The organism is Limosilactobacillus pontis (assembly GCF_002940945.1).
Lineage (GTDB): Bacteria > Bacillota > Bacilli > Lactobacillales > Lactobacillaceae > Limosilactobacillus > Limosilactobacillus pontis_A.
On sequence record NZ_PNFV01000009.1, the window covers coordinates 22388 to 39955 of the forward strand.

Consider the following 17568-nt stretch of genomic DNA (forward strand, 5'->3'; position numbering starts at 1 on the left):
CCCCCTAAACCATAATTGATAGTTTAGGATTATTGATGCCGAGTGAAAGCGACTTATGATCAGTTGATCATGAGTCGTTTTTTTATTGGGAGAGGTAAATAGCAGTGGTACAATTAAGGAAAACGGAAGATAGGGGAAATAACAATGGCATTGACAATAACCACTGTGCGGCAGTATCTTGATTGGCCGCTGGGACAGACGATTAATCAGGAAGATCTTAAACGCCAGCTCGGAGTCCATGTGACCGGTAACGATGGTGCAGATTTAACGGATAAGGCCCTGTTTAACCTTACCCAGGTTAATATCGACCAGCAGGGAGAGTATCCGGTGGTTATCAGCGTGATGGATGCCACCGGCCAGACCGCTCAAACAAGTGTGACCCTGAACGTGCGGCCGATGCGGACGCAGCCGACCATGCCGAGTCAGCCGACGCAACCGACGAATCCAACCCCGGCACCGAGGAAAAAGCGTGGCTGGCTTTGGGGTCTGCTTGCGGTGATCGTAATTATCTGCCTGCTGTGGGGCTGGTCGAGTCATCGACGCCAGCAGCAGGATCAGGCAGCCAATAATGCTCAGCAGAGCAGCCAGATTGCTAACAATTCCAGCAGCGTGTCCAAGCTGAGTGGTGATAATCAGAAGCTGGCCAATCAGGTGGCTGAGCTCCGTGGGGCTGTTAAACAGTACCAGCATGACAAGGACCAGGAAGCCCTCAACCAGCGTCTGGACAAGATTGAGAATCAGAACCAGCAGCTAACCAGCCAGGTTCAAAACGACAACACTAAGAACCGTCTAAACCAAGTCACCAACGTGGTTGAACAGGTACGTCAGAACCCAGATAACGGGGTCCAGATTGTCAACGACCTGAAGAACCAGAGTGGTTTCAAAGACATCTGGAACAACATCAGCAGCATGGTTCAGAATTGGATGGATAAGTTTGCGGAATAGCAGGGTTTGACAGGGGTCGTTTTGCCCCGTAGAATGAATATAATTACCTTTAATATGGTTCCGTGAGGCCATCAAGGGGCGGCAGAAAGATGACAGCTCTTCTTTATGGTAATTAAAGAAGGGCTTTTTGAAAAAGAAAGAGGAGTGGCGAACATGGCACATGAAGTCGTTGATGGTTCAAGCATGCAGCGGGCACTGACCCGGATTACCTACGAGATTATCGAACAGAACAAGGGGGTCGAGAACCTGGTCTTTGTTGGTATTAAGACCCGGGGTGTTTACCTGGCCAAACGTCTGGCCAAGCGGCTTAATCAGCTGGAAAACGTTAGTGTGCCGGTTGCGGCTCTCGATGTCTCCCTCTATCGGGATGACCGTCATGTACCAGACCACCACCGTGAGCCCACAGTCAATACCGACCAGTTGGACATCGATATCACCGATAAGCACGTTATCCTGGTTGATGACGTGCTCTTCACTGGGCGGACGGTTCGCGCCGCCCTGGACGCTCTGATGGACATGGGGCGGCCAAAACGGATCTCCTTGGCTGTTCTGGTTGACCGGGGACACCGGGAACTGCCAATCCGGCCTGATTTCGTCGGCAAGAACATTCCGACGGCCATGAACGAGACGGTCCATGTGGCGGTTGAGGAGTACGACGGCCACGAAGACGTCACGATTGATCATAAATAATTAAATATAAGTAAAATAACGACGCTGATTTTGATAATTGTCAAAATCAGCGTCGTTTCTTCATATTCATGTGTTATTCTTTCCAATATCGGGCCCGGGCCAATAGCTCACGTGATCGTTGGTCGGCGGGGTGGTAGCCCTTGTTGAACAGGTGCTTGAAGTACATCATGTTGTAGAAAAAGCCGAATGCAATTGACGGCCACGGAAACTCAAGCAACTGATTCCAGCCGAAAAACATCGTTACGAGGACATAGTCCATGTCCAGAACGATCATTAGAAGAAAATTGTAGTAATCTCCCCGGAAGAGAGCCGGGATGGGGCCGAACCAGAGGGTTGTCCATGAGAAGCCAACCTTGGCGATGCGCAGATCACCCTGGTTGTTAACAATCTTGGCGTAGTTTGGTGGTAAGGGGAGATTATTGAGGTTAAACGGGTTTTGGTCATTATTATTGTTATTGCCAAATGGGTTTTGCATATCTCTGCCACTTCTTTCTATATAATAATGATAATAACACACTCGGCCGTTTCCTCCCACATATCAGGCCCTCAGGATCGCGAAAAGTATGCTAAACTCAGTTTGTGAAATAGAAAAGGGGGATGTCTATGCTACTGTTCTTAAATGATGGCATTCAGGAAAATAAATCGGGAATTGAGCACGCCCAGATGAAGCGGCTTAAGTTGTTTAAGCAATTTCAGCAGCCGGCTAAGATTGTTACGCGCCAGTACTCAAATGAGCTGCACTTGGTGACCAGGCACGCTGGTATTGCGGACGCGGATTTTGTGAACCTGTTCGACTATTTTCAAGACGCCTGTACGGTTGTCCCCCGCGACGTCACGATTCGCGACCTAAAGATCGATCCGTCATGGCGGCGACAGGCGGATGGCATTAACTATTCTTACTCACGCAACGGCCACCGTGTACTCTACGTTCGGCGGCGTAATGATGCCAAGAAACATATTATCAACCTGCAGTATTTTGACCACTATGGCAAGCTTCTTAATGTCAAATGGTACGACGTGCGGGGATTTCTCTCTGTGGAACAGGTTTATGACTGGCAAGGCAATATTGCCACGGAAAATTACTTCACACCAACCGGCAAGTTGACCCTCCAGCTCGTCCACATGAAGGACAAGCGGAGCAAGGAGATCAAGACCTACCACCTTTTCGACTATCACGGTCAGGACTATCAGTTTACCGGCCTTGACGAGTTGACCCGCTTCTTTTACGACCAGCTGGTCACCGACCGGTCGGTTTGCGGATCTGGTCCCGTCGGTCTGGTTGTCGACCGGGTGTACGAGGTTGGCTGGGCGGTTCTCCATATGAAAAATCGAGTGTCGCGCTATATGCAGCTGCACAACGACCATGTCAACAACAATGACGACATTCTCCACTCGACATTGAATTACAACTATGAGTGGGGGCTGCGTCACCTCACAGACTGGGATGGAATAATTGCCCTGACCCCTCAGCAGCAAGCTGATCTTAAGGCCCGCTTCGGCCAGGCCGGAACCCCAATCTTCCGGATTCCAGGACCAATCGTGCCGGATACGGTCCTCGCTAAGCCAAAGGTACCGTTTGCAAAACGTAGCAAAAATCAAGTGGTTATGGTAGCGCGGCTGTCTCCCGAGAAGCAGCAGGACCAGTTGCTGAAAGCCTGGCCGCAGGTGCTAGCCAGTGTGCCCAATGCACGGTTAGACTTCTGGGGCTATGCCAACAACAATTTTGATCGGCAGCTTAAAAAGATTGTGGTGGATGAAGGGATTGGACACTCGGTCACTTTCCATGGTTACACCACCGATGTTAATTCCGTTTACGAAGATGCTCAGCTTCTGGTGTTGCCAAGTCGGGTCGAAGGGTTGCCCCTTTCCTTAGTCGAGGCCCAATCACACGGCTTGCCGATTGTTGCTAACGACATCAAGTATGGTCCTGCTGATGTGGTGATCGATGGCCGCGATGGTCTGTTGACTAAGAATGGCGACATTGCTGGCTTGGCCCGAGCAATCATTACCCTGCTGAGTAACCAGGACCAGCTAGCGGAGATGAGCGCAAATGCTTACGTGGACAGCGAGCGCTACTCGGCACCCAATGTTATGAAACTCTGGCAAGAAATCATTGCTGACGTGGAGAAAAGGGAGGCTCGGAAATAGTGTTTTTCTTTGTGAATCAATATCTATTGAGTAGCAATTCGAGCGTTGAACATGCGGAGATTAAACGGGTTAAACTCTTTACAAATCATAATGCAGCGGCCAAACTAGTTACTCGTGACTTCGATCCGGTTCTTCACCACACCATGCCGCGTTTTGGCCTCAATGATCATCAGCTAGTCAACATGTACGACTTCTTTGCCGGGACGACTGCCTATCGGGGCCAGCCTCGGCATACTGAGGACCTGCACCTTCCAGCTGATTATCAGGTTGGCACTGGGAATAATTCTCGTGAAGTGAAGGATGGCCAGCGTCTGGTTGCTGAGGTCTTCTTTGCCGGGGGCACGGTCGGCGAGGTCAACCGGGTTGACTGGTATGATCCTGCCGGCAACCTGACCTTGCGCCAGCGCTATGACCTGCGTGGTTATAAGGCCGTCGATGCCTTCTTTGGTCAAGATGGGCAGGAGTTCTTTGAGCGCTACTACCGCCCGGATGGTAGCACCTATCTGGAGCGTTACTATGTTCAGTCCGTCCAGAACACACCGATCAATTCGTTGAACGTCCTGCGGGGCTACCAGGGTAAGGATTACTACTTTGACACCCTCGACGACCTTTTCATTTTCTTCCTCGATGAGTTGAATCGGACCAATGGCGGGCACAACATCTTTATTGCTGACCGGCCGGCAATGGCAATCCAGCCGGTGCTGCAGATGGCCAGTGATGCCCGGAAATACCTCTGGCTGCCAATCAACCATGTCGATGACGGCCAAGACCTGGGGAAGGGACCAATGAACGGGATGCTCCAAGGACCATTAACCAGTGAACTCAAGAAGTGGGACGGTATCATTGTGATGACGCCGCAACAGGCCCGTGACCTGCAGCAACGCCTTGGTAAACAAGTGCCGATTCTGGCAATCAATGGGGTCCCGGTCGAGCGGCCCGCTGCACAAGTAGCAATGGCCGCCCGGACACCGGGCCAGCTGATCTACGTTGGCCGGCTGGGTGAGGATAAACAGGTTAGCCAATTACTGACGATGTTTGCTGCTATCCACAAGCAGGTACCAACCAGTCGTCTGACCCTGTATGGCTACGGGGCGACCGCTGATGTTAAACGCTATAAGGATCAGGTCAAGGAGGCTGGCCTCGATACCGTCGTGAACTTTGCCGGCTATCAGATCGACCTTGCACCGATCTATGATCAGGCACAGCTGTTTGTCGACGCCAGCCGGATCGACGCCCAGCCGCTGGCGATGGGCGAGGCCTTAAGCCACGGGGTTCCGGTGGTCAGTTACGACTACCGGTACGGCCCGGCCAGCATGGTTAAGTCTGGAGTCAATGGTGAGTTGATACCGCTTGGCAGTCAGGACCGATTCGTCGATGCGGTTGTGAAACTCCTGCAAGATCCGACAGCCCTGCAGCAGTTGAGCACGGGTGCCTACACTAATCTGGACCCGATCAGCAATGCAACGACCTGGACGCAGTGGATACCAGTCGTGGATAAGCAGTAATCAAATTAGCGGTAGTCAAAGGCTGGCTACCGTTTTTCACAAAGAGAGGTTTTATAAATGAAAAACAATCATTGGTGGAAGAATGCGGTGGTCTACCAGATCTACCCGAAGAGCTTTCAGGATAGTAATAATGACGGGATTGGTGACCTTCAGGGAATCATCAGTCGCCTCGACTACCTGCAGAAATTAGGGGTCGATATTCTCTGGCTCAATCCGATCTATGAATCACCCCAGGTTGATAATGGCTATGACATCAGCGACTATCGAGCGATTAACCCAATCCTGGGTACAATGGCCGACTTCGACCAGCTCCTGGCCGCGGTCCACCAGCGGGGGATGAAGCTGGTTATGGACTTGGTCGTCAACCATACCTCTGATCAGCATCGCTGGTTCGTAGCAGCTAAGCAGGGACGCGACAATCCTTATCGTGACTTTTATATCTGGCGGGATGGTAAGGACGGTCATGCTCCTAACAACTGGGGTTCCTACTTTTCTGGTCCGGCCTGGAAGTACGATCCAGCAAGTGACCAGTACTACCTTCACCTTTTCGCCCCTGAGCAGCCGGACCTCAACTGGACCAACCCCAAGGTGCGAACGGCCGTCTATCAGATGATGAATTGGTGGGCCGACAAGGGAGTCGACGGCTTCCGGATGGATGTTATCAACTTGATTTCCAAGCCGGCAGGGCTCCCAGATGGTCCCCAGAGCGCCGATGAAAAGTACGCCACCGTGGAGGGCTTCGTGCCCAACGGTCCCCGCGTTCATGACTATCTGCGTGAGATGAATAAGAATGTCATGAGCAAGCACCGGATGATCACAGTTGGTGAGACCCCTGGGGTTACCCCAGCCGATGCTAAGCGCTATGCAGACCTTCACAATCAAGAGCTGAACATGGTATTTCAGTTTGAACATATGAATTTGGATACCAATCCGAACCCAGCTTTGGGTAAGTGGTACGACCAAAAGCCGCGCCTGACTGATTTGCGGGCTAACCTGTCCAAGTGGCAGACTGAACTGGCAGGAACAGCATGGAACTCCCTCTACTGGAACAATCACGACCAGCCCCGGGTTGTTTCCCGTTTTGGCGATGATTCGACGGAAGACTACCGCGTCAAATCGGCCAAGATGTTGGCGACGATGACCCATTTCATGCAGGGAACTCCTTACATCTACGAGGGCGAAGAGATTGGCATGACCAATGCTGGTTTCACCAAGCTGTCAGATTACGTGGATCTGGAGTCGCGCAATGCCTACCACCAGCTAGTGGAAGATCAAGGATTGGTCGACGGGCCGACGATGCTGAAGTACTTGGGAATGCACTCGCGGGATAACGCCCGGACGCCAATGCAGTGGGACGACAGTACTAATGCCGGATTTTCTCATCACCAGCCGTGGGAGAAGGTCACGGCCAACTATCGGCGAATCAACGTTGCCAATGCCCTGGCCGACCCCAACTCGATCTTTTATTATTACCAGCGCCTGATTAAATTTCGGCACACTATGCCAGTGATCACCGACGGGACGTATGCCCTGGTGCCTGGTAACGAAGACGATCAGGAGGTTTTCGCCTATACACGGCATGATCAGGATACAACCCTGCTGGTTATTTTGAACTACACTGACCAGGCCCTTGAGCGACACTACGACGTTCCGGGGAATGCCAAGGTCTTGATCAGCAACTATTCTGATGATCAAGGCAGCACTCTCCGGCCATATGAAGCTAAGGTTTACCAATACTAGAGAATAAAAAATCAGCAGCTAGCAAGTTTTTTCGCTAGTTGCTGATTTTAATTTTGACTATGAATATCATGCGTGCCAGAGGTGGGTACCGACCCGTTTGACAGCACCAAGATCCACATCCTTGTTGATCATATAGATCGAGTCGAGGTCGATGAAGCGGATATTGGTGTGGGCGTTGGCGAAAGCCACGGCAGCCGCGATACTCTCCGGAGCTTCGATCATACAGCCGACCATGCAGGGCACGCCAGCCGCTTCGCAGATCTGGTTGATCTTAGTAGCCTGATAAATTCCGCCGCACTTCATCAGTTTGATATTGATGTAATCAGCTGCATGGGCACTGACTGCCCGCAGCGCATCCGCCGGGGAAAAGACACTCTCATCCAGCATTATCGGCAGGCCGCTCTCCTGGCGCAAAACAGCAAGGTCGTGCAACTGGTCAGCTGGCAGGGGCTGCTCAACGAAGGCGATGTTTAGACCGGCCGCCGCCAGTGAGGCCAGTCCCCGGCGGGCCTGCTTATAGGACCAGGCCTGGTTGACGTCCAGGCGCAGGCTGATTGCCGGCCCGACCGCTTGAGCAATTGCCGTGACCGTGGCCACGTCCTCTTCAACCGGGTTGTTGCCGATCTTGATTTTTAGGGAAGTGAAGCCCTTCTTAACCAGGTCCTGGGCGTCAGTCACCATCTGGTCACGTTCGCCGATGCTGATGGTATAATCGGTGGCCATTGATTGCTTGCTGCCACCGAGCAGGTGGTTTAACGAGACATGGTAGATCTGGCAGAGAAGGTCGTAGACAGCAATGTCAAAGGCCGCTTTGGCCCCGGAATTGCCGACGATACAGCCTTGGAGCTTGTTTTCCAGTGGCTCAACGTGGGTGAGGGACATTCCGGTCATCTGAGGAATGATGACCTCATCGAGGATTGCTTTCATACTGGTTAAGGTATCGCCGGTGACTACCCGGTTGGGGGTAGCGGCGCCAACACCGACCATTCCGTTAGCGAGGGTGACTGTCAGCTTGACCGCGTTGATTGCCGTGACTGTATGCAAGTGAGTGACAAATGGGCGTTTGAGGGGGATCTTAACAAGTTGTGTTGTTGCGTGGTGGATGATGAGACTATCTTTCATTATTAGCCATCTCGATTCTTTCCTTTTTCCCATTCTAACATTTTCATTGGGCTGGGGTTACTCCCAGTAGTCCTCGAATTTCTGCGAGGCGGAGGTGGTGGCGTCGATCGCCGGGGCTGTGGGCTCACTTGCCGACTTGCTTGTAGCGTTCAGCTGCTCTTTGGTGAAGGTGAAGTGTGGCTGGCCAGCGTTTGGCTGGTAGTCGACCGTTGTCACTAGGCCGGAGAAAAACCACTCGTCGGCGAAATTAATGTGGTAATTGATCCCGTCCTTAGTAGTCGTTAAGACGGCATCACCGAGGTTATTCTCGGTGGCAAATCCCTGGTTGGGGGTGTGTTCGACATGGCGAGGCCGGATAGTCGTGCCAAAGAGCTTGACCCCTTGCCCGCTGGTTAGGGCCAACTGTTGTCGGAACCACTGACTGGCACTATCGGTGATAATTAACTTCATTGCAATCACTCCTTTGTCCCCAACAATACTATTGCCGAGGTAGCCGATCAATGATTGTGCTCGCTGAGTCGTTGATGTTATCAAAAACCCGTGGGTGATCGCTGAATGATCGCCTACGGGCTTTGCTTATTACTATTTACTTGCGCAGGGACAATTTGACAACTGCCTCACAGCGGGCTGTCTGGGGCATCATATCAACTGGCTGGATGTAGTCAACGTGATAGACGCTGGTTAGCCGCCGCAGGTTGCGGGCCAGGGAAGCCATTCCGCAGGAGACATAGGCAAATTTGCGTGGCTTGGTCTTGAGAATTGCCTTGATCAAAGCATCGTCGAGGCCAGCTCGCGGTGGGTCAACTACCAGGGCATCAAAGTGAAGGCCGTCCCTTTGCCACTGGGGCAGAATCTCCTCAGCCTTGCCGACTACGTACTGGGCGTTGGTGATCCCGTTGGCCTGCGCGTTTTCGTTTGCGTCGGCCACCGCCGTTGGAATGATCTCCATCCCCCGGACTGCCTTAACTCGGGAGGCCAGCGACAAACCGATGGTCCCAATCCCGGCGTAGGCGTCGATTAGGGTATCATCTGGTGTCAGTTCAAGTGCTTTGGCCGTTTCCTCATACAGGGTTTCGGTCTGCTCGGGGTTCAGCTGGAGAAAGGACCGGGCGGAGAGCTTGAAGTCCAGGCCCATTAAACTCTCGGTGATCTCCTCTGTCCCAGTCAGGTGGATCATCCGGTCACCCCAGATAAGCGGGGTGTCGCCGGGATTGACGTTTTGCATGACCGAGACAACCTCGGGGAGTTTGACGGCGATGGCGTCGAGCAGCTGGTGTTTGTGAATCAGTTTTGGGGTATTAGTGATGATTGTCAGCTGTACTTCACCGGTTGTCCAGGACTCGCGCACTACCAGGGTCTTGATGATTCCACTGTTGTGATCTTCATCATATACCGGGATAGCTAGGTCCTCAATCAGTTTGACCATCGTTCGGATGACGTGCATCGTTTGCGGCATCTGGACCGCACACTCCTGCATATCGACTAGGTCATGGCTGTCCGGTTTGTAGAGTCCGGCGGCTACGTGTCCGTCAACTATTCTTACCTGAAACTGAGCCTTGTTGCGGTAGTCGTACTCCTGCGGTGCAGCAATGGTTGGCCGAACGTCGTAGTTGCGGTAGCCATAGGGCTTGAACTTGGCTAGACTATCGATGACGACTTGGCGCTTAAACTTCAGTTGTTCTGAGTAAGCGAGGTTTTCAAGTTCAAAGCCCCCGGCCACATCGGCGTAAGGGTCACGCGGGGTAACCCGGTGTTTGCTGGCACGACGGAGACGATGAATCTTCGCCTCCAGGTAGCGGGGCAGTACCTTAGTGACCTCAGCAACAACGACTTCTCCCGGCAGGGCTCCAGGGACAAAACAGACCTTGTGCTTGAAGTAGCCGATCCCGTGGCCATTAACCCCGAGCCGACGAATCGTCAGTGGGAAGCGTTCCCCCACGTTAATGGTGACATCTTGTTTAGTACGATTCTGTGCCATGATGATTTCTCCGATCTATTGTTTGCTTTATTTTATCATATTAGGCCAGGTCGATTGGCTGGTTCGTCTGTCTGATTACTTTATTTTTATAATCAAAACGTTGAAAATCTTCTGACTATTTAAAAGATTACTAATAATTAGTTTTTATCCTTACTAAAATATTGTAAAATAAGAATGTGAAATGTTGCATAAAATAATAAAGGAAGTGACACCTTTGAAGATTGCTGCAATTGCCGGATCAAACGCCAATCATTCCTACAACCGGATGTTGTTGGAATTCATTGCCAAGCAGTACCAGGATACTGACGAGGTCGATGTGATTGATATCCGAAAGGTTCCGATGTTTAACGAAAACTACAAGGGGCGGGCACCCCAGGTTATCGCGGACCTCGACCAACGGATTAGTGCCGCGGACGCCGTGATTATTGCTAGCCCAGAATACAACCACTCCATCACCTCAGCGCTGAAGAGCGTCGTAGAATGGCTCTCCTACGAGGTGCACCCGCTGGAGAATAAGCCGGTCATGATTGTTGGGGCCTCTACCCACGAGCAGGGTTCATCCCGTTCGCAGGTCCAGCTCCGTGACATTTTAATCTCACCAGGAGTTAACGCCCAGGTATATCAGGGAAGTGAGTTTTTCATGAGTGATGTTGCCAACGTTATCGATGAGAATGGCAATATTACCGATGAGATGTCGGTCAAGTTCCTTGATAAGTGCATTGATGACTTTAAGATCTATGCCCGTTCGATTAACCGGATGGTTGCCGAAGCCACCGCGGAAGCTAAAAAGAAGGAGGCGGCAAAGGACTAATGAAGAAGATTCTTGCACTAGTTGGGACCAATGCCAACTTTTCATACAATCGCCTGTTGCTTAAGTTTATGAAGAAGCACTTCAAGCAGATGGCAGACATCGAGATCTATGAGATCAGTAAATTGCCAGCCTTCAGCGTTGATGTTCCCCTCGAAGAACAAACCGAGGTCTGGAAGCTCAAGCAGAAGGTCAAGGCTGCCGATGGGGTTGTCTTCTCCACCCCGGAATATGACCATGGGATCCCGGCTGCCCTCAAGAGCGCTGTAGAGTGGCTCTCTTACCACACGACTGTCTTGAAGCACAAGCCAGTCATGGTTGTTGGGGTTTCTTATGGTCGCCAGGCGTCGGCCCGTTCGCAGGTCCAGATGCGGCAGATCCTGATCTCACCAGACTGTGACGCCAACCTGCTTCCGGGCAACGAGGTCCTGATCGGGGGTGCCACCCATGTCTTCTCTAAGGATGGCCGCCTGATTAATGAAGAGATGCGTGACAACCTGGAACAGTGTTTTACCCACTTTATTGAATATATTCAAGTCTTTGAAAATGCGGATGAGGAGGAAGTAGAAATGCCAATCAAGCAGCCACGGATCAGCGAGGCTTACATCAAATTCCCGACTGGTCGTTTATCGCTGAAAGAAGTTCAACAGATCTTCAGCACCATTCCATTCGAAGTTGACCTGGTTGATAGTACCGACCACTTTGCCTGGTACTCAGACAAGCCAAACCGGGAACACGTTCGGGACGTGGCTTCCCTAGGTGAACCAGTAACGGAGTGTCACCCACCAAAGGCCGTTCCTGCAGTTATGGCCATCATTAATAGTTTCCGGGATGGTAAGCGGGACGTGGTTACGCGGCCACTCTGGATGAACGGTCACCGTTCTTTGATTCAATACTACGCCCTGCGTGATGTCGATGGCCATTATCTTGGTACGATCGAGTTCACCGGTAGTGTGGAGTACATCTTGAACCTCTTTGAAAAGGGTGCCTGGAACAAGGGGGCGGATGCCTCTACCGGAGCTTCTAAGCACGAGGATGCCGCACCCGCTGCGGGTGATGATAACGTAGATGCATCGACTGGGGCCTCCGAGTCTAGTGACGACACCAGCGCTGCTGCTACGTCAACCGGATCAGCAACCAACGAACCGACTGGGATTGAGGAGACCGATGCTGACACCGGTGCCTCCGAATCCGGCAGTGTTGATGCCGATGACGATGCCGCGGATGCTACAACTGGTGCTTCCGAAGAAGATGACTAGTTACCATGGCGGAATTAAGTGATCAGCCGCATATCCTGACCCACCACGCCTTAGGGACACGGATCGTACTGACCGTTTATGGTGATAGGGCTGCTGATGTTCTCCAGCCCTCAATGGACCTGATTGACGGCTATGAAGACCGGCTGACAGTCAACCGTGACCAATCGGAGCTGATGGATGTTAACCATGCTGCCGGAAGCAAACCGGTGGCGGTGTCGCCGACAAGCTACGATCTGATCAAGATGGCGGTTAAGTACAGCCGGGCCGACTTCGGTTTCAATGCCTTAATCGGTCCCCTGGTCAAGCTTTGGAAGATCGGTTTTAAGGGCGCTAACGTCCCAGCCGATACCGATATCCAGGAGCGGTTGAAACTGATTGACCCCTGGCAGGTGGAACTCAATGACTCGGCTCGTACGGTCTACCTTAAACAGGCCGGAATGGAGCTGGACCTCGGCGGAATTGCCAAGGGCTACATTGCTGACCGGATCAAAGACTTTTGGGTCCAGCAGGGCGTTACCGCCGGAATCATCAACCTTGGCGGCAATCTCCTCTTTGTTGGCCGATCGCCACGCCGGAGTGATGGCCAGTGGGTGATCGGAGTTCAAGATCCGCAGCTTCATCGGGGCGAGAACATCGAGGTTGTACGTAAGCCGGCTTGCTCAGCGGTGACTTCGGGGATCTACGAACGTTTTCTGATCAAGAATGGCCGTCGATACCATCACTTGATTGACCCGCGGACGGGCTACCCGCTTGATACCAAACTGAGCAGCGTGACCGTCTTTACCGACCAGTCAGTGATGGGTGAGATTGAGGCCAAACGACTCTTTTTCAACGGTCAGCCGATCCCCGGCTGGCTAGACCGGCCTGGTAATCGGGGGGCCGTCTTTATTCATAATGATGAGTCGGTGGAAAATGTTGGCGTATAAAAAAGAGACCATGCAAAAATTTTGCACGGTCTCTTTTTGTGTTTTGTCGGCGGCTACTTCCAGTCCAGGGCCAGTCCCTGTTGCCGGAGGGCGGCTGCCAGCTTGTCCCGATCCGTCTTATGGTTGTCAAGCTTAGCGCCAGCAATCTGCTTGGTGAAGGAATCAATTCGGCGATTGGCGTCACGGAGATCATAATATTGGCTGACGGCCTGGTCATAGTCTTTGAGGTCACTGGCCTTAAAAGCGCGATGATAGTTATTTTCCATCACTAGAGTATCCAGCGGCAGCCGAGGCTTGAGCTGAGGAGCCTGGTCGGGAATGCCAACCTGAAGGCCCAGCAGTGGGAAAGTCATCTTCGGCAGGTCAAGGACTTTGATCAACTCGATTGGATCATTTTTGATGGAACCGAGGATTACACCGCCCAGATCCATGCTTTCGGTAGCGAGCAGAGTATTCTGAACAGCCAAAACTGTGTCCTCAACGGCTTGTTGGAAGATGTCCGTAGTGTGCAGACGACCGTCATCCTTACCCGCGGCCTGGCGGATCTTCTGATTACGGTAGAGGTCGACTAGAAAAATTAATAGGTCGCCATTTTGACCGATATAAGGTTGTCTGCCGAGGCGTCGGATTGCGGCTCGCTTGGCGGGATCAGTAACGTGCAGAATACTAAATTGCTGCATAAACATACTGGTTGAGGCATGGCGAGCGGCCTCATACAGAGTGGTCAGTTGGTCATCACTGAGGCTTTGGGGCTTAAATGCCCGGATGGATCGATGGTTGAGCTGGTAATCAATGGTAGAATTATGAATCATGATGGCCCTCCTTACTTTTTATTAGTTATATTTTAACATAAATAAGGCTCAGTTAACGGTTGCTAATTGTGTTCAGATGTAATATGATAATGGCGATAAGAAACACGGATGCATTTCAAGTAGACTACGTAGAGAGACCGCGGGTGGTGCGAGCGGCCAGTCGAAACTCCGGTGCAGAAGATGACGTGGGCGGGTAATGCCGCACGGCCGATGACCGTTATCCATCACGAGGGTGGTATTTAATACCAAACTTGGGTGGTACCGCGGAACTAAGAGCCATTTCGTCCCAAAATTTTTGAGACGGAGTGGCTCTTTTTATTGGAGGTAATCATATGCTAGACATCAAGAAGATTCGCAAGGACCCAGAATTCTTTAAGCAAAAGCTGGCGACCCGGGGTGTCAAGGCCGAAGAGATCGATGAGGTCTTGACTCTTGACCAAAAGCGGCGGGAACTCTTGCAACAAACCGAAACCATGAAGGCTCAACGCAACGCCGCTTCTAAAAAGATTGGTGAAGCTAAGCGCAATGGTGAATCCGCTGATGCAGCCATCAAGGAGACCCGGGAGCTTGGTGATAAGATTAAGGAACTCGACCAGCAAATCGAGGCCAACGACGAGCAGCTTCATAACAAGATGGCCCACTTGCCGAATATTCCGCACGATGGAGTGCCAGTCAGCCTGATCGAGGAGGGTGCCGTTGAACTCCGCAAGGTCGGTAAGATCCGCGACTTTGACTTTGAGCCAAAACACCACTGGGACGTTGGTGAAAACCTGGGGATCTTAGACTTTGACCGGGCCCGCAAGGTATCTGGTGCTCGTTTCGTTTACTATTTAGGTATGGGTGCCCAACTGGAACGAGCCGTTTATAACTTCATGCTTGATGAACACATGAAGGATGGCTATACCGAAGTTCTGCCTCCGTACATCGTCAACGCTGATTCCATGTACGGTACTGGCCAGTTCCCAAAGTTTAAGGAAGGGGTCTACCAGGTTAACGGCGAGGACATGACGCTGATTCCAACCGCCGAAGTGCCATTGACTAACTACTACCGTGGTGACGTTATCCCAGCCGAGGAATTGCCGGTTTACGTTACTGCCCTGACCCCATGCTTCCGTTCAGAAGCCGGGGCTGCCGGTCGAGACACCCGGGGACTGATCCGGATGCACCAGTTCAACAAGGTTGAGATGGTTAAGTACACTAAGCCTGAGGACTCATGGGATGAACTCGAGAAGATGACCGCTAACGCCGAGAACATTCTGAAGAAGCTGGAGATCCCATACCACGTTATTACCTTAACGACCAGCGATATGAGCTTCACTGCTTCAGAGACCCATGACATCGAACTTTGGATGCCGGCGCAGAATAAGTACCGTGAAGTATCATCATGCTCGAATTGCCTAGACTTCCAAGCCCGGCGGATGCACACTCAGTACCGGGATGAGAATGGCAAGCTACAATACGTTCACACCCTGAATGGTTCCGGATTGGCTGTTGGCCGGACGGTTGCCGCCATCCTGGAAAATTACCAAAACGCTGATGGCTCTGTTACGATTCCTGAGGTATTGGTCCCATACATGCACGGGGTAACCAAGATCACCAAGGAAAATGCGGTACCGTTCCGTAACAAGTAACTTAAGGCATTAATTGAAATTAACGGACCCATGATAACCAAGCTGGTTGTCATGGGTCCGTTGTGTTTTAAATAATAGCAATAAGATGCCTTATTACGTGACTATTGTAAATAATACGAATTCCTGAGAATAAGTAAACGAGTTTAGTGCAGTAGCCACTGTACCTTTTTAGAAGGTAAATCAATGGTTTTATCAAGATTATGCTCTTAGCAATTAGGGTCATAGCAATCGAGCAGCAGATGAAAACCAATGTAATGATCATAATAGACTGAATGTTTAGATTGGTTACCCAGGGAATATACACGGCTAGATTATCACCACCCAGGCTAATGCATAGGAGAAAGATAGAGGCAAATCCAGGCTGATTCAATTGCCTAGTGGTGGTAGTCGCTTGTGGCCTAATAACCATCCATAAAAGGAGGAATCCCATGAAACCAGTGATCCAGGTTGGAAAAACAATTGTAAAGGTTTTGCCAATGATAATGCCTGTTACCCATAGGGTGATGTCGGATAAGACAACACTATACAGCGCAGTAGTTAACTTACACTGATTAATAATAAAAAGGAGGGCAATAAGCGTATCGGTATTAATACCGATAAAAAGTATTACTAATAAAAGTATATTTAACAAGATTTTAACCTCATTCTTTAATCTTTCTAAAGGGCATTAAATCTTTATAAAACACGCACAGTTATGTTTGTCTGATTAACGCTTGGCAATTAAATTAGGGAGTGTGAAAAGGAGACTTGTTATTTATGATTCAACAATGGAATAAGCGTCATACTGCCCAGGCAAGGGTTTTGGGGGCAACAATATTAGCGTATGCTAGTTACCATATCGTAAAATTGAACCTTACACAAGCCAGTCCAGCTCTGATTGAGTATGATGGATTTAGCAAAGGGACAATCGGTTTATTATTAGCAATACTAGCAGTTTCTTACGGCAGTAGTAAATTTATCCTTGGAATCGTGGCCGATCGAATTCGCCCGCGGCTGTTAATCAGTATTGGCCTATTTTTGTCGTCAGTTGCCGACCTTTTGTTAGGACAAACCCATAATCACTATATTATGGCTGCTTTAATGGCTGCACTTGGATTAACCCAGGGATGTGGAGCACCGTCATGTCAAAAATTGATTACAGAATGGTTCCAAAGAAAACGATTGGCAACAGCAATTAGTTGCTGGCATGTTTCTCATAATTTGGGTTCTGGAGCAAGCGCAATTATTGTTGCTGTTATTATTTCTTATTATGGTGGTCAAAATACTAAAAATATTTTTCTAATTCCGGCCATAATATCAATGGCAATGGCCGTGATTGTTTATTGGCTTGGTAAAGACGCACCGATGCATACCGGTAAGGTAAAAGATAATGGACATCTGTTTTGGAATGAATTTGCAAACCACCTATTAAAGAATCCATTGATGTGGATCCTAGGTTTTCTAAATGCTTTTTCGTATATTTTACGATATGGGATTGAAAATTGGATACCGACCTATCTAGAGTTAACTAAAAACTTTACCGTAACTCAGACAGCAACTGCTTTTTCATGGTTTGAATACGCCGCTATTCCGGGTACGATTTTATTGGGATTAGCTAGTGATCGCTGGTTGAAAGGCCGCCGTCTTCCTCTCGTAATCGGGACTGCTTTATTGGTTATTTTTACGTTGCCATTGTATGTTGTGACTGCGAGCTCATTAGTTGTCAATATGACTGTCGCTGTTATGGGGATTTGTGTCTATGGACAGCAGTCATTACTGAATATTATGGTTCTGGATATATTACCAATACGATACGCAGCAAGTGGAATCGGTATGTTAGGCTTTTTTGGTTATGCATTTGGCCAAGTGATTGCATCATACGGAATCGGTGAGCTGGTGGAAAAGACAAATTGGCAATGGGGCTTTGCTATTATTTTTACGGCAGGTATTATTTGCGTAGTAATTTTTAGCTGGCTAGAAATATATAGTAAACACCAATTATAAAAATGAGAATTCACTTAGTAA

The 17568-nt window shown here is 50.3% G+C and carries 16 protein-coding genes; 10 read left to right on the forward strand and 6 right to left on the reverse strand.

Going from position 1 to position 17568, the window contains the following annotated elements:
- Positions 1-144: 144 nt before the first annotated feature.
- Positions 145-945, forward strand: a complete 801-nt coding sequence (locus CK797_RS07395; protein WP_104689122.1) for a hypothetical protein — start codon at positions 145-147, stop codon at positions 943-945.
- 153 nt (positions 946-1098) lie between these two features.
- Positions 1099-1635: a bifunctional pyr operon transcriptional regulator/uracil phosphoribosyltransferase PyrR gene (pyrR, locus tag CK797_RS07400; protein ID WP_104689123.1), complete on the forward strand. Its 537-nt coding sequence runs from the start codon at positions 1099-1101 to the stop codon at positions 1633-1635.
- A gap of 73 nt (positions 1636-1708) precedes the next feature.
- Here pyrR and CK797_RS07405 read toward each other — a convergent pair whose 3' ends face one another.
- On the reverse strand, positions 1709-2110 hold the full coding sequence (locus CK797_RS07405) for a hypothetical protein (protein ID WP_104689124.1): 402 nt from the start codon (positions 2108-2110) through the stop codon (positions 1709-1711).
- A gap of 128 nt (positions 2111-2238) precedes the next feature.
- On the opposite strand from CK797_RS07405, the gene CK797_RS07410 reads away from it, so the two are divergent.
- The 3 genes from CK797_RS07410 to CK797_RS07420 are packed head-to-tail and all read left to right on the forward strand — an operon-like array spanning position 2239 to position 7028.
- Entirely contained in the window at positions 2239-3783 is a 1545-nt protein-coding gene (locus tag CK797_RS07410) for a glycosyltransferase (protein ID WP_104689125.1), read from the forward strand.
- Positions 3783-5288 carry a glycosyltransferase gene (locus CK797_RS07415; RefSeq protein ID WP_104689126.1) on the forward strand — a complete coding sequence of 502 codons (1506 nt, stop codon included), beginning with the start codon at positions 3783-3785 and terminating at the stop codon, positions 5286-5288. The genes CK797_RS07410 and CK797_RS07415 overlap by 1 nt, the downstream gene beginning before the upstream one ends.
- A gap of 57 nt (positions 5289-5345) precedes the next feature.
- On the forward strand, positions 5346-7028 hold the full coding sequence (locus CK797_RS07420; protein WP_104689127.1) for a glycoside hydrolase family 13 protein: 1683 nt from the start codon (positions 5346-5348) through the stop codon (positions 7026-7028).
- A 66-nt stretch (positions 7029-7094) separates the two neighbouring features.
- Here the strand turns inward: CK797_RS07420 and CK797_RS07425 are convergent, their stop codons facing one another.
- From CK797_RS07425 to rlmD, 3 genes are all read right to left on the reverse strand, one after another.
- A complete protein-coding gene (locus CK797_RS07425) occupies positions 7095-8150 on the reverse strand; it encodes a dipeptide epimerase (RefSeq protein ID WP_104689128.1) in 1056 nt (351 codons plus the stop codon).
- A gap of 57 nt (positions 8151-8207) precedes the next feature.
- Complete coding sequence (locus CK797_RS07430; RefSeq protein ID WP_104689129.1) at positions 8208-8600, reverse strand: HesB/YadR/YfhF family protein; 393 nt, start codon at positions 8598-8600, stop codon at positions 8208-8210.
- 136 nt (positions 8601-8736) lie between these two features.
- A complete protein-coding gene (gene rlmD, locus CK797_RS07435) occupies positions 8737-10128 on the reverse strand; it encodes a 23S rRNA (uracil(1939)-C(5))-methyltransferase RlmD (protein ID WP_104689130.1) in 1392 nt (463 codons plus the stop codon).
- A 214-nt stretch (positions 10129-10342) separates the two neighbouring features.
- Between rlmD and CK797_RS07440 the strand changes: the two genes are divergently transcribed.
- From CK797_RS07440 to CK797_RS07450, 3 genes are read left to right on the forward strand one after another with little or no spacing between them, the layout of a single operon-like run.
- Entirely contained in the window at positions 10343-10939 is a 597-nt protein-coding gene (locus CK797_RS07440; RefSeq protein WP_104689131.1) for an NADPH-dependent FMN reductase, read from the forward strand.
- Positions 10939-12195, forward strand: a complete 1257-nt coding sequence (locus CK797_RS07445) for an NAD(P)H-dependent oxidoreductase (protein WP_104689132.1) — start codon at positions 10939-10941, stop codon at positions 12193-12195. Before CK797_RS07440 ends, CK797_RS07445 begins: the two co-directional genes overlap by 1 nt.
- Before the next feature lie 5 nt (positions 12196-12200).
- Positions 12201-13121 (forward strand): FAD:protein FMN transferase, encoded by a 921-nt coding sequence (locus CK797_RS07450; protein ID WP_104689133.1) that lies wholly within the window; start codon positions 12201-12203, stop codon positions 13119-13121.
- 53 nt (positions 13122-13174) lie between these two features.
- Here the strand turns inward: CK797_RS07450 and CK797_RS07455 are convergent, their stop codons facing one another.
- Positions 13175-13933: an NADPH-dependent oxidoreductase gene (locus CK797_RS07455; RefSeq protein WP_104689134.1), complete on the reverse strand. Its 759-nt coding sequence runs from the start codon at positions 13931-13933 to the stop codon at positions 13175-13177.
- A 332-nt stretch (positions 13934-14265) separates the two neighbouring features.
- Between CK797_RS07455 and serS the strand changes: the two genes are divergently transcribed.
- Positions 14266-15564 (forward strand): serine--tRNA ligase, encoded by a 1299-nt coding sequence (serS, locus tag CK797_RS07460; protein WP_104689135.1) that lies wholly within the window; start codon positions 14266-14268, stop codon positions 15562-15564.
- Positions 15565-15631: 67 nt separating this feature from the next.
- Here the strand turns inward: serS and CK797_RS09260 are convergent, their stop codons facing one another.
- On the reverse strand, positions 15632-15994 hold the full coding sequence (locus CK797_RS09260) for a cadmium resistance transporter (protein WP_412458030.1): 363 nt from the start codon (positions 15992-15994) through the stop codon (positions 15632-15634).
- A gap of 326 nt (positions 15995-16320) precedes the next feature.
- On the opposite strand from CK797_RS09260, the gene CK797_RS07470 reads away from it, so the two are divergent.
- Positions 16321-17547, forward strand: a complete 1227-nt coding sequence (locus CK797_RS07470; RefSeq protein ID WP_104689137.1) for an MFS transporter — start codon at positions 16321-16323, stop codon at positions 17545-17547.
- Positions 17548-17568 lie beyond the last annotated feature (21 nt).

Bases quoted from the DNA above. Each gene is read 5' to 3' on its own strand.
- CK797_RS07395 (WP_104689122.1), top strand. From the start codon at position 145: ATGGCATTGACAATAACCACTGTGCGGCAGTATCTTGATTGGCCGCTG.
- pyrR (WP_104689123.1), top strand. From the start codon at position 1,099: ATGGCACATGAAGTCGTTGATGGTTCAAGCATGCAGCGGGCACTGACC.
- CK797_RS07405 (WP_104689124.1), bottom strand. From the start codon at position 2,110: ATGCAAAACCCATTTGGCAATAACAATAATAATGACCAAAACCCGTTT.
- CK797_RS07410 (WP_104689125.1), top strand. From the start codon at position 2,239: ATGCTACTGTTCTTAAATGATGGCATTCAGGAAAATAAATCGGGAATT.
- CK797_RS07420 (WP_104689127.1), top strand. From the start codon at position 5,346: ATGAAAAACAATCATTGGTGGAAGAATGCGGTGGTCTACCAGATCTAC.
- CK797_RS07425 (WP_104689128.1), bottom strand. From the start codon at position 8,150: ATGAAAGATAGTCTCATCATCCACCACGCAACAACACAACTTGTTAAG.
- CK797_RS07430 (WP_104689129.1), bottom strand. From the start codon at position 8,600: ATGAAGTTAATTATCACCGATAGTGCCAGTCAGTGGTTCCGACAACAG.
- rlmD (WP_104689130.1), bottom strand. From the start codon at position 10,128: ATGGCACAGAATCGTACTAAACAAGATGTCACCATTAACGTGGGGGAA.
- CK797_RS07445 (WP_104689132.1), top strand. From the start codon at position 10,939: ATGAAGAAGATTCTTGCACTAGTTGGGACCAATGCCAACTTTTCATAC.
- CK797_RS07450 (WP_104689133.1), top strand. From the start codon at position 12,201: ATGGCGGAATTAAGTGATCAGCCGCATATCCTGACCCACCACGCCTTA.
- CK797_RS07455 (WP_104689134.1), bottom strand. From the start codon at position 13,933: ATGATTCATAATTCTACCATTGATTACCAGCTCAACCATCGATCCATC.
- serS (WP_104689135.1), top strand. From the start codon at position 14,266: ATGCTAGACATCAAGAAGATTCGCAAGGACCCAGAATTCTTTAAGCAA.
- CK797_RS09260 (WP_412458030.1), bottom strand. From the start codon at position 15,994: ATGGGATTCCTCCTTTTATGGATGGTTATTAGGCCACAAGCGACTACC.
- CK797_RS07470 (WP_104689137.1), top strand. From the start codon at position 16,321: ATGATTCAACAATGGAATAAGCGTCATACTGCCCAGGCAAGGGTTTTG.